A 23678-nucleotide genomic window follows, 5' to 3' on the forward strand; every position below is an offset into this window, starting at 1 on the left:
TTAGTTAAACATTTTATTTTTATAGGAATATTTTTTTACTTTGATAGTAGCAGTGAATCATCAATACAATGAAATTCAGCAGCAGCTTGCTTTAAAATATCAGCGGTAAGGTGCTCTGCCCCATAGACATCACACGGTAGCAGATACTTATTCGCTAAGTGACCAAGTAATAAGGCAAAATCACCATCACCCGAAAGCAATACCATTTTATCGAGCTGCTTGGCATGCTCTAGCATATCAATGGTAATGCCAACATCCCAATCCCCTTTCGCACTGCCATCTTTGCGCTGAATAAAAGGTTTCAGTTTCACCTCAAAGCCAATTGCGCGCAGAATATTTTGAAACTGCGATTGCTTTTCATCGCCACGATATATTGCATACGCAATGGCACAATCAATTTGGTAGCGCTCGCTCATTTGCGCCCAAAAGGCATTGTAGTCAAAGTTTTTCTTGTAGCTTTCTCTACAGGTGTAATAAATGTTTTGTACATCTACAAAAATACCGACTCTTGGCTTATCAACTACTGACATAATTTTTCTGTTCTTAGTGATTTGTGTTCACTGTAGCATATCTAGGTTGATATTTACGAAAAAGTAACCTAAATTGGTTACATAAAACAAAGTAACCAAATTTGGTTACTTATCGCGATGTAACTAAATTAAGTTACTTAATCTAAGGGATCATAATGATTGCGGTGATCAGCGGTGATTTAATTAAATCACAAAAAATTCCACAACAAGAATACGACGCTATGCTTTATCAGCTTGATCAAAGCTTGCGCTTTGTTGCTAAACGCTTTAATGCAAGCTTTACCATTTACCGTGGCGATGCATTGCAAATACAGCTAACAGAGCCTGAGCTTGTATGTCATGCAGCCATCTTGTTGTATTTGCAAATGAAAGCAGCCAATTACGAGCTGCGACAAAGCTTGGCTATTGGCTCACTAGACAACCCACGCGCCGATATAAAAACAGCCACAGGCAGTGCTTATACCTTATCTGGCCGTGGTTTAGATAACATCGGCCAGCAACGCTTAGTATTAAATATTGAAAATAACCCCCTTGAAGAAGGCTTTGCGCTAAATATTGCGCTTGTCGAAGTCCTGCTTGAAAAAATGAGTCAAAAGCAGGCTAATGCCCTGTTTTATTATTTAACCGCCGAGAACAATAGCCATGCAGAGCTTGCCAAAGAGCTTAATACTAGCCGAGAGAATGTCACTAAGTTACTCAACCTAGCCCATTATCAACTTATCGAGCGCTTTATAAATTACAGCCAAACCACACTCAAAGGATTGTTATGACCAGTTTTGCTCTATTACTCACCGCGTTAGTATTGGGCCACTTACTTGCAGACTTTTATTGGCAACCAATGAGCTGGGTACACGACAGAAACAACCGTCACTTTCGTGCCAGTAAGCTCTATTTGCACGTATTAACACACGGTGTGACCTCTTTAGCTGTACTCACACTGTGGGAATACACATACGGCTGGCAAGAGTTCTCTCGTGTACTGATAGCAGCTGGTGCGATTATGCTAAGCCACTATGTCATTGACTTGGCAAAGTCGTATTCAAATAAAGGCGTAGTACCGTTTTTACTCGACCAATTGGCGCATCTTGTTGTGATTGTAATACTGAGCGTTTGGCTTAGTGATAAGAATGAATTTTATAGCTTAGCGTGGCAGAAGCTGATTGCCCTCGAAACCTTATTTGTTATTGCAGCTTATTTATTGGTGCTCAACCCAAGCTCTGTGTTTATTCGCATGATGCTGGAGAAAATCAATATTCAGATAAACAATGAAGGCAGTATTCCTGCTGCGGGGCATTTTATCGGCTTGCTCGAGCGAGTGTTAATGTTGAGCTTTATCTTGCTAGGTGAATACGGCGGCGTGGGCTTTCTGCTAGCGGCCAAGTCTATCTTCCGATTTGGTGATTTAAAAGAAAGTAGCGAAAAACAACTCACTGAATATGTCATGCTGGGCACTTTGTTAAGTGTCACCGTGACACTCTTTATTGGTGTCGCCACCTTATATTGCATTAAACTCGTTTAATCGCTTAGAAAAACAAAAACGCGCAATTGCGCGTTTTTTGTTTTTACTGTTATTAACTATCCGCAGCGGGTTTACGTCTTGGGCGAGATGGTCCCGATACACGCTGACGATTACCCGCAGGTTTATTACCTGCTGGTTTAGTGTTATTCGATTTATTCCCGTTGTTAGCGCCTTTTTGGTTTTGGCCCTGCTCTTTACCCTTACCCTGCCACTTACCTTGTGAAGGTCGCTTTTGCGATTTAGGTTTTGGCTTTTGTGAGGGTTTTGCTGCACCTTGACCGTCTTGAGCTGGTGCTTTTGGCTTTTTCGGTTTCTTTGGCTTTTTCGGCTTGATTGGACGCGTATCTAGTGGCCTTTCAGCAACTGGTTTGCTTGGCTCAAAGCCTGCTTCTGTTGCACGTGGAATAAGCTCACCAATAAAGCGCTCAATACCATACAAATCGTCGGCATCATCTGCAGTTACAAACGATATAGCATGACCCGATGCACCCGCTCGGCCTGTACGGCCAATACGGTGTACGTAATCTTCATAAATATTTGGTAAATCGTAGTTAACAACGTGAGGCAGCTCAACAATATCTAGACCACGGGCAACAATATCGGTTGCAACTAATACGCGCACTTCACCGGATTTAAAGCCTTCGAGTGCCTTAACGCGAGCGCCTTGCGATTTATTACCGTGAATGGCAGCACCCACAATATCATCGCGTTCAAGCTGCTTAACTAAACGGTTTGCACCATGCTTGGTACGGCAAAATACTAATACTTGTTGCCAATTATTGGTACGGATCAAATGGCTAAGTAATGCTGTTTTACGTGATTTATCTACCGCATATACAGATTGAGCAACCGTTTTAGCTGTGGTGTTTTTTGCCGCGACTGAAATTTCAACGGGGTCGTTAATGAGCCCTTTTGCTAGTTCACGAATTTCATCTGAGAAAGTCGCTGAGAACATCAAGTTTTGACGTTTAGCAGGCAATTTAGCAATGATACGTTTGATGTCATGTATAAAGCCCATATCAAGCATACGGTCGGCTTCATCAAGGATCAGCACTTCTAAATCATCAAACTTAACAGCATTTTGATTGTGTAGGTCTAATAAACGACCAGGTGTGGCAACTAAAATATCAACACCTTTACGAAGGCGCATCATTTGCGGATTAATTTTAACGCCGCCATAAACAACAAATGAGCTAACATTTGAATGTTTAGCGTATTGCTCAACATTTTCGCTTACTTGTAAAGCCAGCTCACGGGTTGGTGCCAATACTAATGCGCGTACTTTGTTGCCACCCGCTTTAGGGCCTTTTGACAAACGCTCAATTAACGGCAGCGTAAAACCTGCTGTTTTACCTGTGCCAGTTTGCGCTGCGGCCATAACATCGCGGCCTTCAATGATCGCAGGGATAGCTTGTGATTGAATAGGCGTTGGTGCTTCATAGCCCTTTTCTAAAACTGCATTTACTAAAGCTGGTGATAAACCTAACCCATCAAAACTCATACTATCTCTCTTTAAAAAATTCAGCCGATACGGCGAAGTGCGCGCATTATACCTAGGATAGTCAATAATGCATGGAATTATTTGCAAACTAACACTTAATGCTGAACTTAGCAGACAAATTTAAGACATAAAAAAAGCGGCTCAAATGCCGCTTTATTCTTATAACCTATCTTTACTTAACACCAAGTTCGCGTAAACGCTCTTGTAAGTAGCTGTCTGCTGTGTAACGCTCAGAAAGCACAACATCAGGACGCGGGTGTAAGAATAATGGTAACGAAATACGTGATTTCGTTGACGCTTTGCCCGTTGGGTTGATCACGCGGTGAATCGTTGATGGGAAGTAACCACCTGACGCTTCTTGTAACATGTCACCAATATTGATGATCAGGTTACCAAAATCACATGGTACGTCTAACCAACCACCATCTGTTTTTTGTACTTGCAAACCTGGCTCATTTGCCGCAGGTAATACAGTTAGTAAGTTAATATCGCCATGCGCTGCTGCACGGATTGCACCTGGCTCTTCATCACCTGTCATTGGAGGGTAATGCAGAATACGCAGGAGTGTTTGCTCAGAGTTAGCAATCATATCTTTAAGGTCGATAGAGAACTTAGCACGCACCTCTTCTGGAGCTTCAGCTTGAACCCAGCTTAATAATGTTGCTGCAAACTCATTCGCTAAACGGTAGTACTCACGGATTTCTTCTTCTAGCTGTGCTGGAACACGGCCTTTTGGATAAACGTGGTAATACTCTTTAATATCTTTAACGGTAAAGCCTTTTGCAACTTCTGACACTGATGGTGGGAAGTAACCATCTTGTGTTTCTTTTGAAAATAAAAACTCGTGCTTTTGCTCAGAATTAAAGAATTCTTGCCAATTTTTGTAAATAGACTCAACTAATGACTGAGGGATTGGGTGATTTTTTAATACACCGAAACCTGTGTTTCTTAGTGACTCAACAAATTGAGCGGCCGCATCGCTCGCTTTATAATCAACGGTAGGTAAATGTTGCATTTGTCTTTTCCAGTGAATAAGGTTCTAGAAGTCTGTGCTAAGCATAGCATTTCTTCATTATAGCGCTTCGCGAGGATAGAGAAACACAGGCAAAAACATAAGGACTTATGTCCGCCCCACCTTGCTTAGCTCCTTAACTTTGATACAGATCAACTAACCCCTTAAGTAGTATAATATGTACTATTACCTAAACTTTGATATGGTTAATTAGACACATTTCAACGCAAAAGGATCGCTAATGTTCAAAAATATGCAAATCTTACTTTTCAGTGCGCTGATACTTGTAACCAATCAGGCCATCTGTGCAGAACAAGCAAACTATAAAGTCGAAAATATTAAAGACAACGTATATCGCTTTAGTGCTGGCCATTATCACAGCGCTTTTATGATTGTTGATAACCAGGCCTTAGTGACTGATCCTATTAATAGCGATGCCGCAAAATACTTAAAAAGCTATATCAAGAAAACCTTTAACGCCGAAATCAAATTTATGCTGTACAGCCATAGCCATGTTGACCATGCGATGGGCGGTAATGAGCTAATCGATAACAACACCACGGTCGTTGCTCATCAATTTGCAGCTGAGGACCTTAAATTAAATAAAGTGCCTACTGCCCTGCCTGATCTTACATTTACCGATACACTAAAAGTCGATTTAGGTGATAGTTACGTGCAGCTGAAATATTATGGGCCTAATAATGGCCGAGGCAATGTCAGTATGCGCTTTATGCCTGCCAACGTACTTTATGTTGTTGATTGGATTGTGCTTGGCCGCATGCCATATAAAAACCTGATTGGTTACGATATTAACGGCATGCTGCATTCAACCAAAGCGGTGCTAAATGAACCTGCGTTTGCTGCATTTATAGGTGGCCATGCAGATACTGGCAACCGCGATGATGTTGTCTCGTACTTACACTATATTCAAGACTTACACACTGCCGTGCGCGATGGCATGTTAAAAGGTAAAAACCTTGCGACCTTACAAAAAGAAATAAGCTTGCCTAAATACAGCCATTTAAAAATGTACCAGCAATGGCTACCACTGAATATTGAGGGTGTGTATAACAACCTTGTCGAGATGGGTTATTTTAATTTTCGCAGCGACATTGATGCTCAGTTTTAACTGAGCATCAATAGCGAGATAAAAACTCGTTAAGTTCTTCACTCATACGTGCAACAAGCGATTTTGGGCCACCATCATACATATCGTTATGGCGCGAATCTTTAAGCTTAATTTGCGTCACTGGGTATACAGCGAGCTCTTGCGTCGTTAGCAATACGTTGTCATCTGCCGGGTAATCGCTACCGCGTAGTGTCAGTACAGCAATATTTTTGTTCCTTGGGGTCAGCATACGGCGATGATCAAGGGTGATCAGCTTAGACACCTTAGCGGGATAAATAGCGGCATATAATGCTGCAATATCTCCCCCATTTGAGTGCCCAAATAAAGTGAGCTGATTAAAGTCATACGCAGGGTAACGCTTTGCAAGTTCTACGGCTAAAAACTCAAGGGTTTGCACACCACGGTGCCAGTTTTCCATACGGGTAGTCATGTATGGTGGCTCAGGGTTTAAACTCGGATCACCTTTTAACTCATGAGCAACTTCAACCGTTAAATAACCATGCTGATGAAAGGCCTGCTGAGCAAATTGATAGTCTGTATGTGCCATACCATAGCCTGCCCCAATAAACGCCACGGGGCATTTCTTCTTTATCGTGCATTTGCTATCGACTGCTGTAATGGTCACCGGAATATGGCGTGCCCGCTCAGTATCAAACAGTGTCTCTGTTTGATTTGCAAAGGCTGTTTGCCCGCAAAGCGTTAAAGTGAGCAATAGCGCCGCCTTTTTAATATTTAACATGCTAATTTGAATTCTAAGCTACGTTTAACCATAGGCCACTCACCATCAATAATTGAAAACACCACGGTGTCGCGTACGCATCCATCGGCCATAATTTGGTGATTACGAAGCACCCCATCTTGTTTCGCCCCTAAGCGAGCAATAGCATTGCGCGAAGCCTGATTATGCCAATGGGTACGAAACTCAACAGCAATCACATTAAGTGTTTCAAATGCATAACTCAGCAGCAGTTTTTTACAATCAGTATTAACCCCAGTACGCTGAAAATGCTTGGCATACCAGGTATAGCCAATTTCTAAACGGCGGTTTTTACTGTCGATATTACAAAAGCGAGTTGAGCCTATCACCTCATCGGTGTGTTTATCGATGACAGCAAATGGTATTGCGCGACCAAGTGACTGTTGTTCAAACGCCATACTTAAATAATCGTCAACACGTTCTTCATTGGGCACCGAGGTAAACCAAAGCTCCCAAAGCTTTCCATCTGAAGCGGCGCTAACTAGAGCATCACGGTGCTCAAGCGTTAACGGCACTAATTTAACAAATTGACCTTCTAAGGTGATGGGACTTAAATCCATAACTTTTCTTAACCTTAAGTAGCAATAATATTTAATCCACCAGCTCTATATCGAGCCCTGCTAATAAATCCAAAGCGGCATAACGTTCAAATTTGGCCTTACTGATATTGTTAGCTGTTATATCAATGGCGAAGTGGCTGGCACCAATAAAGTTAGCCTTACTGAGGTTGGTTTGTTGGAACAAGCTGTCACGAAAGTCCGTATCAGTAAAATCAGCTGAAGATAAATCTGCATGTCTAAAATCAACATCTTTGGCAAAACAGCTACGCATTTTTAAAGCTTTTAAACTAAGTTCAAAAAAGCTGCTGTGGCTAAGTTCACAACCAACAAAACTCACTGGAGCACGGCTGGCGAGTAGTGGCCAATCAACATCAGTAAAGCGCACACTGGTTAATTTACACTGTTTAAAGCTTACCTCTTCAAGCGAGGTGTATCTAAGCCCAAGGGCAGCTAAATTACAGTTTTTAAACTCGCACTCTATGAACCGACAGTTTTCAAACTGACTATTGCTAAAGTCACAGTCGATAAATTCACATTGCTCAAATTCGCAATGCGAAAATGTTTGCCCTGCAAGGTTTGCTTCAAAGGTGTGTTCAAAATAAAGGGAATGGCTTGCGATCACGCGGTGGTCTCAATATCTTGTTTAAGCGCAAGTACTGCAATAAAAATAAGACCAAACAATGGAATTAGCGCTAAAAAGTCACCAATAGCGGCCACTACGATTGGTGTTGAGGTTTTGCGCTTACCTAAGTAATAGCTGATAGCGGCAAACACAGGAATTAAAATAACAATTATTTGCCCGATTAAAGTTGCACTGATATTCATTCTCTCTCCTTGAAGAACATACTAAATATTCATTTAAGCACAAAAAAACCCTAAGGCATACACCTTAGGGTTATTATTCATTAAGTCTTATAATTCAGGTTATTATGAATTATTCAGCGTCTTTCGCTACAACATCAATAGCAAGCTCAGTTAATGCATCTGCATTTGCTTTGCTTGGTGCATCTGTTAATAAACATGATGCTTGAGTTGTTTTAGGGAAAGCAATAACGTCACGAATGTTATCAGTACCGCATAACAACATAACTAAGCGGTCAAGACCAAACGCAAGACCTGCATGCGGTGGCGTACCGTATTTAAGTGCATCAAGTAAGAAACCAAACTTGTCTTGTTGCTCTTGCGCTTCGATACCTAAAATTCTGAATGCTGTTTCTTGCATTTCTGCATTGTGAATACGTACCGAACCACCACCAACTTCGTAGCCGTTTAATACCATGTCGTATGCATCTGATAGTGCACCAGCTGGGTTTGCTTCAAGCTCTTCAGGAGAAATACCTTTCGGTGCAGTGAATGGGTGGTGAACCGCATGCAATGTACCTTCGTCGTCTTCTTCGAACATAGGGAAGTCAACAACCCATAATGGTTTCCAGCTATCTAGATCAGTAATGCCTAAATCAACACCAATCTTAAGACGTAGCGCACCCATTGCTTCGTTTACAACGTTGCGCTTGTCAGCACCAAATAAAATGATGTCGCCAGATTGTGCGTTAGTACGCTCAAGTAACTGGTTGATCACCTCTTCGTTTAAGAACTTAGCGATTGGTGATTGTACACCTTCAACGCCCGCAGCACGGTCGTTCACTTTCATCCATGCTAGGCCTTTCGCGCCATAGATACCAATGAACTTAGTGTAATCGTCGATTTGTTTACGAGAAAGCTCAGCACCGCCTGGTACAGTTAATACAGCAACACGGCCTTTTTCGTCATTAGCAGGACCAGAGAATACTTTAAACTCAACGTCTTTTACTAAATCAGCAACGTCTACAAGTTGCATTGGGTTACGTAAGTCTGGTTTATCAGAACCATATAAACTCATTGCTTCGCTGTATGGCATTACTGGGAAGTCGCCTAAATCAACGTCTAATAATGATTGCCACATTTCACGGATCATTTTCTCAGTCATTGCACGCACTTCATCAGAGCTCATGAATGACGTCTCTAAATCGATTTGTGTGAATTCTGGCTGACGGTCAGCACGTAAATCTTCGTCACGGAAACATTTAACAATTTGATAGTAACGGTCAAAGCCCGACATCATTAATAATTGTTTAAATAACTGTGGTGACTGAGGTAAAGCGTAGAAGCTCCCCTTGTGAACACGGCTAGGTACTAAGTAGTCACGCGCACCTTCTGGCGTTGCTTTTGTTAGTACCGGTGTTTCGATATCTAAGAAACCGTTGTCATCTAAGAAACGACGCACAAAGCTGCTCGCTTTTGCACGAAGTTTGATACGGTCGCTCATTTCAAGACGACGTAAATCTAGGTAACGGTATTTTAAGCGGCGCTCTTCAGAGTTTTGCTGATTAAAATCAAGTGGTAATGGCTCTGAACGGTTGATGATGGTTAAGCTTGTGCCTAAAATTTCAACTTCACCTGTTGCCATGTCTTTATTTACTTGGCTATCAGGGCGTGCGCGAACAACACCTTTTAACTGCACACAAAACTCTTGACGTAGTTTATTCGCAGTATCCATTAATCCTTCTACTTCAGGATCAAAAACAACTTGTACTAAACCTTCTCTGTCACGTAAATCGACGAAGATAAGGCCACCAAGGTCACGGCGTTTGTTGATCCAACCACATAGTTCAACTTCTTGATCTACGTGAGATTTGTTTAGCTGTCCGCAATATATAGAGCGCATAGTATTCCTGTCAGTTAAAGACTTATAGCCGCCTGCTCTTAAGAGTTCGCTATTTTGAGAGCAAAAGCCACTATACAAAGTAATCATTTAAGGCAGAGCATTATACCCAAACCATCGCAAAATGCGAGTGCCAGCAGTGCCTGTCGGGGGCTAAATATATACCCCGACTTCTGAGCAAACATTTCTTTTGATACACTAGCTAAAGTTTAAATTTATTGGTTGGTTTAATGCTGTATTTAGGTTGTCCGCAGTGGTCTAGCACCGCATGGAAAGGAAATTTACTCTCTAGTCACTGTAAAAGCGCCGACATGCTCAGTGAATATGCGCAATGCTTTAACTCAGTCGAGGGCAACACCAGTTTTTATGCTGATCCAAGTCATGAGTCATTATTGCGCTGGCATGATGCGGTACCCGAAGACTTTAAATTTACTTTTAAGTTTCATCGGCGTTTTAGTCACGAATTACAACTGACGAATATAACTAGTGAGCTTAATGCGTGGCTAAACTTATTTGAGCCAATTTTTGCTAAAACGGGGCAAATAATGTTGCAGCTACCCCGTGCCTTTGGACCAGATGCACTGCCACTGCTTGCTAATTTTATTGCACAACTACCCAAACAACTTAGTTACGGTATAGAAGTACGTCACCCCGGTTTCTTTCAAAAAGATGATGCAGAAATTCGTTTAAATCAGCTATTAATTGAAAATAATATAGACCGTATCAGTATGGATACCCGCGCTTTATTTGCTGTACCCGCCGATACCGATGCACTCATTGATGCGCAAAAGAAAAAACCTTATTTACCTGTGCATGCCATTGCAACAGGAAATCAGCCTATGCTGCGCTTTGTGATTGCCAGTCTTGAACATGAATACAAGTCGTATTACCAGCCATGGCTGAAAAAAGTAAAGCAATGGCTTGATGAAGGAAAATCACCCTATTTGTTTTTTCATACCGCAGATAATCGCCAGTCACCACTTTTAGCAAGACAGTTTTGCCAAGATTTAGGTTACAATCACCCCGTGCTCGCACCTTTTATGGGTGAACGCGAAGCAAGCCAAAGCAGTTTATTTTAGCGCCCGATTTATCAGAGAAAATATGAAAGATTACAGCCGTTATTTTCAAGGTTACCCGCCTCACATCATTGAGCAAGTGTTACAGCTATTTAATGGCGACAGAGCTGCTAACTACCTAAAGGGCAAATACCCTGATGCGCATAGCATTACCAGCGATAAAGCTTTATACAGTTACGCCACTGAGCTGAAAAAGCGCTACCTTAAAAATGCCCTGCCTTTTGGTCGTGCTGCATTCAAAAAACAAGGCGATATGGTCACGAATGCCTTAGGCACCCATACTTTCCGTATGCAAGGTAAAGCCCGAAAACACGACCTTGCCATTAATAGCGACCTACTTCGCGCACCTGAGCCACTTCTCAAAGCACTCGTCGTACACGAGCTGGCTCATTTTAAAGAAAAAGACCACAACAAAGCTTTCTATCAACTATGCTGCCACATGGAGCCGCAATATCATCAACTAGAACTAGATTTAAGAATATTCAGTGTGCTGGTAGGTGAAGGGAAAAATCCGTATTAAAACTATCAGCTATCAGCTATCAGCTATCAGCTATCAAAAACATAAAACCTGGGGAATGAATGTTGAGCTCTTGTTGTTCAAAAACTCTAATAACTATCCCCCATCTCGATCAGCTAAAAACTGACGGCTGAAAGCTGATAGCTAAACTTCTGAAACCTCAAACCTTCTTTGCCCTATCAGCTGCCCAGACTCGGTAACCACTTTAACGACCCATTTCCCTGCAGCATTAGCAGGGAAATTCGTTTTATGGCTCCACGCTCGATAGCCCTCTTTACGACCACCAGAAATATCCAAGGCTATGCGGTCAACTTCTTTTCGATTATGCACCCAAACGTGGAAGATTTTTTCATTTAACCCTCGCGGTGCTTTTACCGCACTAAAACTATATAGACCTTTTTCATGTAAGCTCTGCTCAGTGAGTTCTGATATTGGCGAAAGCGGTTTACGAGCTTGTTCATCAAGCTGATACGACATGCTCATATCGGTTAAACGCAGTGCCGCAGGTGGCACAAAACTACGTAATTGCCAAAGCCCGGTACCTAATGCACAAAGCAATAACACCAACAGCGGGAAACGCCACCATTTAGCATTGGGCATCAAATTACCAAGACTTGGAATCGTTAAAATAACAGCCGTGATCAGCGCTATTTCAAAACTTTGGCTGGTCGTTAACTTTAATAAAATTGGCAAGGTAACCGACAGCACGACAAACAAAGAAAAGCTATGAAACACACTAAACCAGACACTGTGTCTTGCGAGCTTTTTGTAATAGAGGGGGTCAACAACAGAAACGAACGCACAAAGTATAATTAAAGCGGTAAACGCGGCCTGCCCATGGTCCCAGGTTGTCACTGCTAAGAAAAATGGTAAGGCAAAAAACAAACTTTCTTGCTGCACAACTTGCAGCGCAAAGCGCATGACGTTAGGCGACACCGCCACACCAAAACGCTCCTCTACTTTATCTCTTAGCCAGTTATCTATTAACAACCACAACCAAGTGACTAATAGCAAAATAGAGATAAGTTGCGAAAACGATTCTTTTCGCTCAACAAAGACATAGCTTGCTACACCACTGCAAAAAGCCAACACCGCCATCAACCCCGGCCGCTTCTGCATCATGAAAACAAATTTAGTTATAAAGTTTTTTAAGTAATTCATGTAATCATCAAATCCATTTAAGGCTTTATGAGTAAAGCATAAATTGGATGAATGTAGGCTTTAAAACGAGCTTTAAGTTCAAAGCTTTAAACTGTAAGGTATTTTGATGAAGCCAAACGAGCATCGAGTATTTTTCTAAAAGGAACAAATGGAATGGCGTATAAAGTCTTGATAATACTTTTATTAATTTCTAAGTGTACAACTGCGAATGCATTTGAAGATTATAGTTTTTTAAATGGTGAATGGTTTTGCAAAATGAAATCAGTATTACCAAACGATGCAATACTAGAAGTTGATAGCCACATAACTACTTCAATTAAAGATTTAAACTCATATTCAAAAAGCTTTTTTAAATTTTATTTCAAACAAAACCCTGATTTGGCTTCTGTTATCTCTGTTGAATCCACAGAAAAAATGGATTTCGAGGGTGATATAATGATCAGCTTTGATTCTAAAACCCATAAAACAAATTTAATCAAAGATGAGCTAAATATCTTTTCCCCAGAATCTGTGAAAAGCTTTACTCGAGGGCCTTCAGTGACAGTTAAAACGAAAATCAAAAAAATAGACGATGAAACTATTAAATTAATTGGGATCCCTGACAAAGATATTATCAATTGCTCTAAAAAACAAAAAAGCGCGGTCTGACCCGCGCCTCTATTTTATCTGACGGCTGATAGCTGATAGCTCAAGTCGTTAGGTTACAAACCAAGCTCTGCCATAAAATCATCATCTGCATCGTCTGCTTGTGATGATGCTTTTTGCTTTTCAGCTTTTTGTTTAGCTTCGTTTTCGATGATGTCATCCGGGTCAACGGCTTCTGAAATATCAAAATCATGTAGTTTGATAAACTCAGTTTTATCCATGGCTAATTCTAGATAGAAGATATTTTGCTTCGCTGTAGTGAAGGTCACACGGCGCGCTTGTGGTCTATCCATGGTGGTATCAACAGAGATTTGCACCTGTTTATTAATCGCCATCATCTTAGGTTGGTTTTGCGTGATAGAAGTATGCAACTGGTCGCGTACTTTTGACGTAAAGTCACCAACGATTTGGTTCATCAGCTCGCCGAGTACGTTTGCCACATCATCTGATAAATGGCTTTGTGCAATTTCGTCCTCAGGCATACCCATGTTACGCATATAGTCATGGTAAATTTCCATAGCTGCTTGCGCTGTGAAGTTTGTTACCACAAGACCGGTAAAGCCACCATCGAACAATACAAAACAGCCAATATCTGGGCGCATACAGGTGCGGGTGATTTTTTGAACCATAGCAGAATAACTAATACTGTTACCGCTTGCTGAAGACAGAACTCCAGTCACTGAATGACACAGAGTTGATAAGATATCTTCTGTACTGATCACTTTGCTTTTTGTCATTAAACTTCTCTTTTTTGTACTTGTTATTGATAATTCTAGCCAAGCTACTGAATTTATCACTGACTATCCAGTTAAAAATGCTAAAATAGCGGTATTATTTTTTAAAGAGACTGTTCACGTGACGCAAAAAGACAGTATTTATGCCACTGAGCAAGCGGTTAAAGACTTTAGCTTTGACCAACATGTAGTAGAAGTTTTCCCTGATATGATCCAGCGCTCGGTGCCTGGTTATGCAACTATTGTTAGCACCATGGGTAAGCTGGCTGGCGAGTACGCGCAAAGCAATTCAAACCTATACGACTTAGGCTGTTCTCTTGGTGCTGTAACGTTAAGTATGCGCCGCAATATTCGCACTGATAACTGTAATATCATTGCTGTTGATAATTCAGAAGCGATGGTTGAGCGCTGTAAATTACATTTACAAGGTTTTCGCTCTGATGTGCCGGTCACGGTTACACTGGGTGATATCAACGATTTAGCTATCGAGAATGCCTCTGTGGTCGCGATGAACTTTACACTACAGTTTATTCCACCTGAAAAGCGCCAAGCGGTGCTTGAAAAGATTTATGCAAATTTAAAACCAGGCGGTGTTTTGCTGCTGAGCGAAAAAATTAGAGGTGAAAATGAGCAATGCGATAATTTGCTCATTGATTTACACCATGATTTTAAACGTCACAACGGCTATTCGGAGCTTGAGATCAGCCAAAAGCGTACGGCTATCGAAAATGTCATGCGCCCCGATCATTTATCTACCCACTTAAACCGATTAAGTGAAATTGGTTTTAGCCAAACGCAAGTGTGGTATCAATGTTTTAACTTCTGCTCGATGATTGCAATCAAGTAATCATCACAACGATATAAAGAGTATTTCATGTCTCAATGGTTTAACCAATTTTACGCTGCGATTGCACAAAGCCCGCTTAGCCACTGGCTCGAAACTTTGCCTGGTCAATTAAAACACTGGGAACTAGAAGCCAGCCACGGTGATTTACCGAAATGGCAAAAAGTGCTGAAAAACTTACCTGAGGTAAGCACAAACCATGTGAATCTTCAGGATAAAGTACAAATTGGCACCGGTGATGAGCTATCTGAAGGTCAGCAAAAACAGTTAACGCATTTATTAAAGCGCATGATGCCATGGCGTAAAGGGCCATTTAGCTTACACGGTATCGAAATTGATACTGAGTGGCGCAGTGATTGGAAATGGGATCGTTTACTGCCTCATATAGAACCGTTAAAAGGCCGCACTGTGCTTGATATTGGCTGTGGCTCAGGTTATCACTTGTGGCGCATGCGCGGTGAAGGCGCTAATTTTGTAGTGGGCATTGATCCATCTGATTTATTCTTATGCCAATTCCAAGCGATAAAGCATTATCACCAAGATGAAAACGTGCATTTATTGCCGTTAGGTGTTGAAGCTCTGCCAGAGCTAAAAGCATTCGATACGGTATTTTCAATGGGTGTTTTATATCATCGTCGTTCACCTATCGACTTTTTAGCGCAATTAAAAGCACAGCTTCGCCCTGGTGGTGAGTTAGTCCTTGAAACACTGGTTGTTGAAGGTGATGAGCACACAGTTTTAGTGCCAACTGACCGCTATGCGAAAATGCGTAATGTATGGTTTATCCCAAGCACCGCGGCATTAAAACTATGGATGGAGCGCGTTGGCTTTAAAGATGTACAAGTTAAAGACTGCGCAATCACAACGCTTGAAGAACAACGTAAAACCCAGTGGATGGAAAACGAATCATTAGTCGACTTTTTAGACCCAAATGACACCAGCAAAACCATTGAAGGTTACCCTGCCCCTCTTCGCGCTATTTTAACCGCGAAAGCTTAACAAATAGTGAGAAGTTTCGAGTTTCAAGGTTAAAAGTTCATTTGCCTGATACTTTTGCCTTGGTACTTGAAAACAAAAAACCGGACAACTGTCCTTGTCAAGTCGGTTAAAGTAATTTTTCAACTAGCCGCGCCAGTGCAATTGTTGTAAAATACGCGCGTTTCTAAGCAACCCACATGCAACTTTTTTGAGGAAAACCTGTGAGCGAACAAAAACAGTCTCTTAGCTATAAAGACGCGGGCGTAGATATCGATGCCGGTAATGCACTTGTTGAGCGTATTAAAGGCGTAGTTAAAAAAACCAGACGTCCTGAAGTAATGGGCGGTATCGGTGGTTTTGGCGCACTTTGCGAACTACCAACTGGCTATAAAGAGCCTGTACTGGTTGCTGGCACAGACGGTGTTGGTACAAAATTACGTTTAGCAATCGATCTTAAAAAGCACGACACAGTGGGTATCGACCTTGTTGCTATGTGTGTAAACGACCTTATTGTACAAGGTGCAGAGCCACTATTTTTCCTTGATTACTATGCAACTGGTAAATTAGACGTAGATACTGCGGCTGATGTTGTAACAGGTATTGGTAAAGGCTGTGAGCTTTCTGGCTGCGCTTTAATCGGTGGTGAAACTGCTGAAATGCCAGGTATGTACGACGGCGAAGACTACGACATGGCTGGTTTCTGTACTGGTGTTGTAGAAAAATCAAAAATTATCGACGGTACTAAAGTTGCTGCAGGCGACCAATTAATCGCTCTTGCATCAAGTGGTCCTCACTCAAACGGCTTCTCATTAATTCGTAAAGTTCTTGAAGTATCTGGTGCAGACACAAGCGCAGAGCTTGAAGGCAAAACACTAGGCGATCACCTTTTAGAGCCAACTCGTATCTACGTTAAACAACTACTTGAGCTATTCAAGCAGGTTGACGTTCACGCGTTATCTCACATCACGGGTGGTGGTTTCTGGGAAAACATCCCGCGCGTACTTCCTGAATCTGCAAAAGCAGTAATCAAAGGTGATAGCTGGGAATGGCCTGTTGTTTTCAACTGGTTACAAGAAAACGGCAACATCACAACACACGAAATGTACCGTACATTTAACTGTGGTGTAGGCATGGTTTTAGTTGTTCCAGCTGACAAACTTGAGCAAAGCTTAACAATTCTTAAAGATCTTGGCGAAAATGCATGGCATATCGGTGAGATCCAAGATGCGAAAGCAGGTGAAGAGCAAGTAGAAATTTTAGGTGGTCGTGACTAATGACCCCTTGTCGTCTTGTTGTATTAATTTCTGGTAGCGGTTCTAACCTTCAAGCCATCATTGACGCGTGTGCGCGTGGTGAGATAAAGGCCGAAATCGCCGCTGTAATTAGTAATAAAGCCGACGCCTATGGCCTTGAGCGAGCAAAAAATGCAGGTATACAAACACGTGTACTAAGCCATAAAGATTTTGATTCGCGCGAGGCCTATGATGCTGAGTTAATGGACATTATTGACAATTTTGAACCAAATCTAGTTGTATTAGCTGGTTTTATGCGTATTCTTACACCTAGCTTAGTGCAAAAGTTTAAGGGAAAAATGTTGAACATTCACCCTTCTTTGTTGCCTAAGTACCAAGGGCTGAATACCCACCAACGAGCGATAGATGCAAAAGATGACGTTCATGGTGTTAGTGTTCACTTTGTCACAGAAGAGCTAGACGGCGGTCCCGTTGTTCTTCAAGCCAAAGTTCCGGTACTCGAAAACGATACCGCAGAGACACTCGCACAACGTGTTCATCAGCAAGAACATATAATCTATCCATTGGTGGTCAAGTGGTTCAGTGAACAACGACTCAAGATGGAAGCAGATTATGCAGTTTTTGACGAAAAGAAACTTCCTGCACACGGCGCGCACTACCCAGAATAAAAATCTAAGTGCCCTACTCGCTTGTGTGGGCACTTTATTACTTCCTACCAGTGTTTTAGCTGGCGACCTCACTCAATACCAAGCCAAATATGATGTACTTCGTAAAGGCGAAACCCATGGTAAAGCAGTACGCGAGCTGAAAAAAGCCGCTGACGGTAACTACGTGATCACCTATCACAGTGAAATCGAATGGATGATTTTTTCGGACTCACGAAAAGAAACATCCATGTTTACTTATCATGATCAGAAAGTTTCTCCAATGAGTTACACCATGGAGCGCTCAGGCACAGGGCCTGATAAAGAATACAGCTTGAAATTTGATGCGACGCAAAAACAAGTTCAAAGCAGCCAAAGTAAATATCCTCTTAAAATTGATTGGTCAGATGAATTTCAAGATTCACTGTCTTATCAAGTGCAAGTTCGCGAAGAGCTAAAACAAGGAAAAACGCAATTATCTTATCCACTTGTTGATAAAAAAGGCAATTTACGTAACTACAACTTTGAAGTTGTCGGCACAGAAATGATTTCATTGCCCATCGGCAATGTAGAAGCGATTAAAGTAAAACGTTTATACGATAACGACAAGCGTCAAGCACTCGCTTGGTTTGCCCCAGAAATGGACTACATGCTAGTTCGTATGTGGAAAGGTGAAAAAGGCGTAGAGCAATTTGAAGTGCAACTTAATTCATTTACCGTGACCACGCCAGTCGCCGTAACAAATAATGAAGTGAGTAATGAAGCGCCTGAGTAGCGCTTCATCTTTTATTTAAATCTTTTCGCCCATTTTAAAAAGTGCAAACTCACCGGGCTCCATTTTCTGCCAGCGTTCATCATTGGTGAGTGGCCTTGTTGCAATCACAGTAACCACATCGTTAGGTGTGGTTTCTTTTTGAAAATCAACCACCATATCAGCATCAATTAATGTCGCTTTGCCAAACGGCGCACGGCGTGTGATCCAATGTAGATTATTGGTGCAATAAGCTAAAACATAAACACCATCAGTAAGCAGCATATTAAATACGCCTTTTTCACGCAGTGTGTGGGCAAGCTTGGCAGCATAACGAAATACAGACGCCATATTTGATGGGCGCTTAGGGTATTTTTCGCGAATTTTATCGAGCAGCCAGCAAAACGCTAGTTCACTGTCGGTATTACCGACAGGCCTGTAATAGTCTGGTTTTAAATCATGATAATTTGATAATTGCCCATTGTGGGCATACGTAATCTCGCGTCCCCATAACTCACGAGTAAATGGGTGGGTGTTTTCAAGACATACACGACCACGATTACCTTGGCGAATATGGCTTATCACCGAAATACTTTTTATTGGGTAAGCTTTTACGAGTTTGGCAATTTCTGACTGGCAGCTTGGCTCAGGATCTTTAAATGTACGACAGCCTTTACCTTCATAAAAAGTGATGCCCCAGCCATCTTTATGTGGGCCAGTATTACCACCGCGCTCTAATAATCCTGAAAAACTGAAACAAATATCCGTTGGTACATTGGCCGACATGCCAAGCAACTCACACATAGAACTCTTAACCTATAAAACTAATCGAAGGAAGGCATGATGGGCTGATCCCTGCCTGCGCTCATTGTTAATCATAGCGCTAAAGATGGCAACTGCTATGCTGAGATTTTCAGAACTATCTGAGCAATTCACAACTAATCGCAAGTATAACGGCGCTGATTATAAGTAATTACTCAACAATTCCTCATCTGCTGTAAATGTTTTTGCACTGATAGCCATTTTTAAAATAATAAAACTCACCAAACAAGCCGTTTTAATCCTTGTTCCCCTCTTGATAATTCGCTTTTCTAGCGCTACTCTAAAAGAGGTGGTCTGACCTCTATTAAGGAATAATCAATGACTCTCATATTTTTACTTGGTTTACTCGTGCTGCTTAGTATCGCGAGTTACCACAGAGCAAGCTGGAATACCTGCTTAGGTATTGCCGTTGCGACTTTACTTGTTGGCACATTTGCTGGCGCGTTTGGCGCAATTAGTTGGCTACTATTCTTACTTATCGCTGTGCCACTTTCTGTGACTGGCGTTCGTCAACAATACATCATTAAACCTATCTTCGCTGCTTTCAAAAAAGTAACCCCGACTATGTCGGATACTGAAAAATCAGCAATCGATGCCGGTACTACGTGGTGGGAAGCGGATCTGTTTTGTGGCCGTCCTGACTGGAACAAATTGCACCAATACCCAGCACCTAAACTGACTATCGAAGAGCAAGCGTTTATTGATGGTCCAGTTGAAGAAGTGTGTAGTATGCTAGATGACTGGCACGCAACTCACGAACTAACTGATTTACCGCAAGATGTTTGGCAATATCTAAAAGATAATAAATTCTTTGCCATGATCATCAAAAAAGAATTCGGCGGTTTAGAGTTTTCTGCTTATGCACAATCATGTGTACTGCAAAAGTTAACCAGTAAATCGACGCTACTTTCTTCTATCGTAGGTGTACCTAACTCATTAGGTCCGGGCGAATTACTTCAGCACTATGGTACTAAAGAGCAAAAAGATCATTACTTACCACGTTTAGCAAGTGGTCAAGAGATCCCATGTTTTGCTTTAACATCACCAGAAGCTGGTTCTGACGCAAGTGCAATTCCTGATTACGGTGTTGTTTGTAAAGGTCAATGGAACGGCGAAGAAGTTGTTGGTATTAGCCTAACATGGAACAAGCGTTACATTACTCTTGCTCCTGTTGCGACTGTACTTGGTCTTGCATTTAAACTACAAGATCCAGACGGTTTACTAGGTGATGACAAAGAACCAGGTATTACCTGTGCGCTGATCCCTACAGATACTCCAGGGGTCGAAATTGGCCGTCGTCACTTCCCGCTAAATGTTCCATTCCAAAATGGTCCTACTCGCGGTAAAGACATCTTCGTACCACTTGATTACATCATTGGTGGCCCGAAAATGGCCGGCCAAGGCTGGCGTATGCTTGTTGAATGTTTATCTGTTGGTCGTGCAATCACATTGCCGTCTAACTCAACAGGTGGCATTAAAACAATTGCGCTTGCAACAGGCTCTTACAGCCGTATTCGTCGTCAATTCCGTTTACCAATTGGTCAAATGGAAGGTGTTGAAGAATCAATGGCAAAACTTGCAGGTTACGCATATAGCTCTGATGCTGCTGTTAGCATGTCTACAGGGGCTGTTGACCTTGGTGAAAAACCATCGGTTGTCTCTGCGATTATCAAATACCACTTAACTGAGCAAATGCGTGAAGCGACTATTCACGGCATGGATGTTCATGGTGGTAAAGGCATCATGCTTGGTCCAAACAACTACTTAGGTCGCGGTTACCAAGGTGCGCCAATTGCAATTACCGTTGAAGGTGCAAATATCTTAACACGTAACATGATCATTTATGGTCAAGGTGCAATTCGTTGTCATCCATTCGTGTTAACTGAGCTAGGTGCTTGTGCTATTGAAGACCGTGAAGAAGCGCTGGCAGTATTCGATAAAGCATTAATGGGTCACGTTGGCTTTACTATTTCGAACCTTGTACGTACTAAGTGGTTAGCATTAACAAATGCTCGCTTCACAAGTACACCATACAAAGACGAAACCGCTGAGTTTTATCGTGTTGCGTCACGTTTCAGTGCATCATTAGCATTAATGTCAGATATCAGCATGGCGGTATTTGGTGGTTCATTAAAACGTAAAGAGCGTATCTCTGCACGTTTAGGTGACTTACTAAGCTACTTATACCTTGTATCTGCAACACTTAAACGTTACAACGACGAAGGCCGTAAAAAAGAAGATTTTGCGCTTGTTCAATGGAGCTGCCAAGATCACCTTTACCACTGCCAACGTGCACTCGCTGACTTAATCAATAACATGCCATCTGCACCACTACGTGCAATGCTAAAAATCATGTTATTCCCATTCGGTCGTCCAGTTCGTAAGCCTACTGATAAGCTTGAGCACAAACTTGCACACTTATTACAAGTACCGAGCGAAACTCGTAACCGTTTAGCTAACTACATTTACCTTAAAAACGAGCCACTTAACCTTGTTGGCCGTCAAGAGCAAACGCTTAAAGATATTCTTGAAGTTGAGCCTCTGTTTGACAAGGTATGCCGTGAAAAAGGCGTAAAACTGCCTTTCTTCCAGCTTGATAAAGTAGCGCAAATGGGCCTAGAAGCAGGCATTTTAAGCCAAGCTGAAGCCGACAAACTAGCTGCTGTTGAAAAAGCCCGTCTTGACGTTATTAACGTTGACGACTTTGACCCAGCAGACTTAGTTGCAGGTAATGTTGCCCGCGGCGAGAGCGATAAAAAAGCAGACGCCGCTTAAGCTAGCAAAACAATTCCAATTGTTATGAAAAACCAAACCAGCGCAAATTGCGCTGGTTTTTTTTGCGCTAAATATTGCTGCAATACACACCACACTGCCCCAATGGGGATGTAAATCAAGTTAATGCCAAGCATGCTTATAACGACAATTAAAGCCACAGCAAAAAATATAAGGCTCGGTAAAAACTGGCTTATATAAAACGGCTTATCTTGGTTATTGATTTGAAAGAACAGCCGATATTTTTTAAAAACAGCCAAGCAATCGAACTGCAGCGAACTTGTTAGCAACACACATACTGAAAAAACCACAGCTTGTATCAAGTCACTAAAGTCATTACGAACTGCAATTAGTTGTGATAAAGCAAACAAACATGCAACCAGTATTGCCCCACGCCATATTAAGCTCCAACTGTGCTGTATAAAGTAACTAAGCCAGAATAAAGCAAGCGAGTGTACTTTTAACTTATGACTTATTCTTACAGGTGGGAGTAAAATCGAACAGCCGAAAATAGCAACAAAACTTAGATAGTATTGCAGCGGAGATAAACTAACAGGCTGTAATACCAATACAGAACTGAGCAATAAACTATAAAAAAGTGCACGTGGCCTATAAAGAACAAATACTCCACATAGCCACTGCAACAACATAAACAGCATAAAATGAGGTACTTGTAGCCACTGCTTTAACGATAGATCTATTGCGATTAATGAACTGGCAATAAGCCAAACATTACTTAAAAGTAGTAACTTGCAGTCAACACATACTCGCCAGGAGGATTTATAAAGGCTTCGCTGAAACGCCCTATTTTGCTCATTTTTAATGGCTGGCGCCATGGCCCATAACATCACCGATTCAAGTAAAAGATAAACCACTGCTAATTTTGCACCGTAAGCAGGTGCTGCATGGCTATCGACTATTTTTCCAAGCCCTAAAAACAACAATAAAACCATTCCAAGGAAAGCTGGGCCCAGAACCAGCGCGAGCAGCAAGCTAAAACTCTTTAACTGAGATAGCATGCTTTTGAGAATGGTCGTGTATGCTAGGTATCGAAAAGAAAGGAATGAAAAGTAACTAGCAAGGGAATTTATCATAGTGATGCACACTCAAAACCATGCTGTACAAACACCTCAGGTTCGTGGCTTGTAATGATGATTTGCCCATTAGGTTTATCATCAAAGTAGCCATCAAGTAAGGTCAGCAAAAATTTTATACTTATTTGATCAAGCGCAGCACTTGGTTCATCTAATAGCAAAAATGGAGCTTGCTTTAAAAAAGCAGTTATAAGCTGGCACTTCTTTTGATTGCCACTCGACAAAGCACTAAAACGAGTATTAAGGTGCTCTGTAAAGTTAAATCCAGTAATGAGTTGCTCTGGCATATCCTTCTTTAACGCCTTGCAACTAAGTTCAATAATTTGCCGCGCAGTTAAAAAATCTGGCAGAGCAATACGATCGCTAGCAATTGAAACATCACTTTGCGGCGATTTTAATGCTTCATTATTATATAGAACCTGCCCTGATTGTGGCTTTTCAAGGCCTGCTAGCATCATCAGTAATGTTGTTTTTCCTTTGCCATTCGCTGCCTGTAAACAAACTCGTTTACTTTGTAATAGCTTACTGTAGTTTTTAAAAACGTAGGCTGAAGCAAAGCGCTTATTGAGGTTATTAATTTCAATCATGTTTATTCCTTTAATAATGAAAAAATAGTAGCACACTCATGTCCCTATTTATTTACATGATTTGTAACAAATATCGAACGGGTAAAACTTG

The 23678-nt window shown here is 41.6% G+C and carries 25 protein-coding genes; 12 read left to right on the top strand and 13 right to left on the bottom strand.

The annotated features are described in order from the left end of the window. Positions 1–35: 35 nt before the first annotated feature. The gene (locus J8Z28_RS10860; RefSeq protein WP_055021532.1) at positions 36–530 is read right to left on the bottom strand and encodes a LabA-like NYN domain-containing protein; all 495 of its coding nucleotides are present in this window, start codon (positions 528–530) and stop codon (positions 36–38) included. Positions 531–685: 155 nt separating this feature from the next. Between J8Z28_RS10860 and J8Z28_RS10865 the strand changes: the two genes are divergently transcribed. Beyond that, on the top strand, positions 686–1300 hold the full coding sequence (locus J8Z28_RS10865; protein WP_250659409.1) for a hypothetical protein: 615 nt from the start codon (positions 686–688) through the stop codon (positions 1298–1300). Then, the gene (locus J8Z28_RS10870) at positions 1297–2049 is read left to right on the top strand and encodes a DUF3307 domain-containing protein (protein ID WP_239964258.1); all 753 of its coding nucleotides are present in this window, start codon (positions 1297–1299) and stop codon (positions 2047–2049) included. The genes J8Z28_RS10865 and J8Z28_RS10870 overlap by 4 nt, the downstream gene beginning before the upstream one ends. Before the next feature lie 52 nt (positions 2050–2101). Here the strand turns inward: J8Z28_RS10870 and J8Z28_RS10875 are convergent, their stop codons facing one another. Both J8Z28_RS10875 and J8Z28_RS10880 read right to left on the bottom strand, forming a co-directional pair. Beyond that, positions 2102–3550, bottom strand: a complete 1449-nt coding sequence (locus tag J8Z28_RS10875; protein ID WP_250659410.1) for a DEAD/DEAH box helicase — start codon at positions 3548–3550, stop codon at positions 2102–2104. Positions 3551–3722: 172 nt separating this feature from the next. Then, a complete protein-coding gene (locus J8Z28_RS10880; protein WP_054551580.1) occupies positions 3723–4565 on the bottom strand; it encodes an isopenicillin N synthase family dioxygenase in 843 nt (280 codons plus the stop codon). Between the two features lie 238 nt (positions 4566–4803). On the opposite strand from J8Z28_RS10880, the gene J8Z28_RS10885 reads away from it, so the two are divergent. After that, positions 4804–5691, top strand: a complete 888-nt coding sequence (locus tag J8Z28_RS10885; RefSeq protein ID WP_250659411.1) for an MBL fold metallo-hydrolase — start codon at positions 4804–4806, stop codon at positions 5689–5691. A gap of 7 nt (positions 5692–5698) precedes the next feature. Here J8Z28_RS10885 and J8Z28_RS10890 read toward each other — a convergent pair whose 3' ends face one another. From J8Z28_RS10890 to aspS, 5 genes are all read right to left on the bottom strand, one after another. Beyond that, on the bottom strand, positions 5699–6430 hold the full coding sequence (locus J8Z28_RS10890) for an alpha/beta fold hydrolase (RefSeq protein ID WP_250659412.1): 732 nt from the start codon (positions 6428–6430) through the stop codon (positions 5699–5701). Then, positions 6424–7008, bottom strand: coding sequence for a GNAT family N-acetyltransferase (locus J8Z28_RS10895; RefSeq protein WP_250659413.1), 585 nt, complete (start codon positions 7006–7008; stop codon positions 6424–6426). Before J8Z28_RS10895 ends, J8Z28_RS10890 begins: the two co-directional genes overlap by 7 nt. A 31-nt stretch (positions 7009–7039) precedes the next feature. Further along, positions 7040–7630: a pentapeptide repeat-containing protein gene (locus tag J8Z28_RS10900; protein WP_235575466.1), complete on the bottom strand. Its 591-nt coding sequence runs from the start codon at positions 7628–7630 to the stop codon at positions 7040–7042. Further along, entirely contained in the window at positions 7627–7833 is a 207-nt protein-coding gene (locus J8Z28_RS10905) for a hypothetical protein (RefSeq protein ID WP_250659414.1), read from the bottom strand. Before J8Z28_RS10905 ends, J8Z28_RS10900 begins: the two co-directional genes overlap by 4 nt. A 109-nt stretch (positions 7834–7942) precedes the next feature. Beyond that, positions 7943–9712 (bottom strand): aspartate--tRNA ligase, encoded by a 1770-nt coding sequence (aspS, locus tag J8Z28_RS10910; RefSeq protein ID WP_054561766.1) that lies wholly within the window; start codon positions 9710–9712, stop codon positions 7943–7945. A gap of 227 nt (positions 9713–9939) precedes the next feature. Between aspS and J8Z28_RS10915 the strand changes: the two genes are divergently transcribed. Together J8Z28_RS10915 and J8Z28_RS10920 are read left to right on the top strand one after the other, a co-directional pair. Beyond that, positions 9940–10788 (top strand): DUF72 domain-containing protein, encoded by an 849-nt coding sequence (locus J8Z28_RS10915; RefSeq protein ID WP_054561767.1) that lies wholly within the window; start codon positions 9940–9942, stop codon positions 10786–10788. A gap of 22 nt (positions 10789–10810) precedes the next feature. Further along, complete coding sequence (locus tag J8Z28_RS10920) at positions 10811–11305, top strand: M48 metallopeptidase family protein (protein ID WP_250659415.1); 495 nt, start codon at positions 10811–10813, stop codon at positions 11303–11305. A gap of 141 nt (positions 11306–11446) precedes the next feature. Here J8Z28_RS10920 and J8Z28_RS10925 read toward each other — a convergent pair whose 3' ends face one another. After that, positions 11447–12463: a DUF5924 family protein gene (locus tag J8Z28_RS10925; protein WP_055021526.1), complete on the bottom strand. Its 1017-nt coding sequence runs from the start codon at positions 12461–12463 to the stop codon at positions 11447–11449. Between the two features lie 153 nt (positions 12464–12616). Here J8Z28_RS10925 and J8Z28_RS10930 point away from each other — a divergent pair, with 153 nt between their 5' ends. After that, entirely contained in the window at positions 12617–13111 is a 495-nt protein-coding gene (locus J8Z28_RS10930) for a hypothetical protein (RefSeq protein ID WP_250659416.1), read from the top strand. A 53-nt stretch (positions 13112–13164) separates the two neighbouring features. On the opposite strand, the gene J8Z28_RS10935 is transcribed toward J8Z28_RS10930, so the two are convergent. Further along, positions 13165–13845, bottom strand: a complete 681-nt coding sequence (locus J8Z28_RS10935) for a DUF3334 family protein (RefSeq protein ID WP_054561772.1) — start codon at positions 13843–13845, stop codon at positions 13165–13167. Between the two features lie 118 nt (positions 13846–13963). Here J8Z28_RS10935 and cmoA point away from each other — a divergent pair, with 118 nt between their 5' ends. The 5 genes from cmoA (at position 13964) to J8Z28_RS10960 (ending at position 18336) form a co-directional block, all read left to right on the top strand. Beyond that, positions 13964–14689 carry a carboxy-S-adenosyl-L-methionine synthase CmoA gene (gene cmoA, locus J8Z28_RS10940; protein ID WP_054551943.1) on the top strand — a complete coding sequence of 242 codons (726 nt, stop codon included), beginning with the start codon at positions 13964–13966 and terminating at the stop codon, positions 14687–14689. 27 nt (positions 14690–14716) lie between these two features. Next, positions 14717–15685: a tRNA 5-methoxyuridine(34)/uridine 5-oxyacetic acid(34) synthase CmoB gene (gene cmoB, locus J8Z28_RS10945; RefSeq protein WP_054551592.1), complete on the top strand. Its 969-nt coding sequence runs from the start codon at positions 14717–14719 to the stop codon at positions 15683–15685. Between the two features lie 200 nt (positions 15686–15885). Next, positions 15886–16938, top strand: coding sequence for a phosphoribosylformylglycinamidine cyclo-ligase (gene purM, locus J8Z28_RS10950; RefSeq protein ID WP_054551593.1), 1053 nt, complete (start codon positions 15886–15888; stop codon positions 16936–16938). Next, positions 16938–17585, top strand: coding sequence for a phosphoribosylglycinamide formyltransferase (gene purN, locus J8Z28_RS10955; protein WP_054551594.1), 648 nt, complete (start codon positions 16938–16940; stop codon positions 17583–17585). Before purM ends, purN begins: the two co-directional genes overlap by 1 nt. After that, positions 17530–18336, top strand: coding sequence for a DUF3108 domain-containing protein (locus J8Z28_RS10960; RefSeq protein WP_082401575.1), 807 nt, complete (start codon positions 17530–17532; stop codon positions 18334–18336). The genes purN and J8Z28_RS10960 overlap by 56 nt, the downstream gene beginning before the upstream one ends. A 15-nt stretch (positions 18337–18351) precedes the next feature. Here the strand turns inward: J8Z28_RS10960 and J8Z28_RS10965 are convergent, their stop codons facing one another. Then, on the bottom strand, positions 18352–19116 hold the full coding sequence (locus tag J8Z28_RS10965) for a class II glutamine amidotransferase (protein WP_138599717.1): 765 nt from the start codon (positions 19114–19116) through the stop codon (positions 18352–18354). Between the two features lie 336 nt (positions 19117–19452). Here J8Z28_RS10965 and fadE point away from each other — a divergent pair, with 336 nt between their 5' ends. Further along, positions 19453–21909, top strand: coding sequence for an acyl-CoA dehydrogenase FadE (gene fadE / locus J8Z28_RS10970; RefSeq protein ID WP_054551597.1), 2457 nt, complete (start codon positions 19453–19455; stop codon positions 21907–21909). Here fadE and J8Z28_RS10975 read toward each other — a convergent pair. Then, positions 21906–23000 carry a DUF6136 family protein gene (locus tag J8Z28_RS10975; protein ID WP_284693429.1) on the bottom strand — a complete coding sequence of 365 codons (1095 nt, stop codon included), beginning with the start codon at positions 22998–23000 and terminating at the stop codon, positions 21906–21908. The two genes, fadE and J8Z28_RS10975, sit on opposite strands and share 4 nt — an antisense overlap. Then, positions 22997–23587: an ABC transporter ATP-binding protein gene (locus J8Z28_RS10980; RefSeq protein WP_250659417.1), complete on the bottom strand. Its 591-nt coding sequence runs from the start codon at positions 23585–23587 to the stop codon at positions 22997–22999. The genes J8Z28_RS10975 and J8Z28_RS10980 overlap by 4 nt, the downstream gene beginning before the upstream one ends. Positions 23588–23678: the final 91 nt, after the last annotated feature.

Origin of the sequence: Pseudoalteromonas sp. SCSIO 43088 (assembly GCF_023650795.1) — a bacterium.
Taxonomy (GTDB): domain Bacteria; phylum Pseudomonadota; class Gammaproteobacteria; order Enterobacterales; family Alteromonadaceae; genus Pseudoalteromonas; species Pseudoalteromonas shioyasakiensis.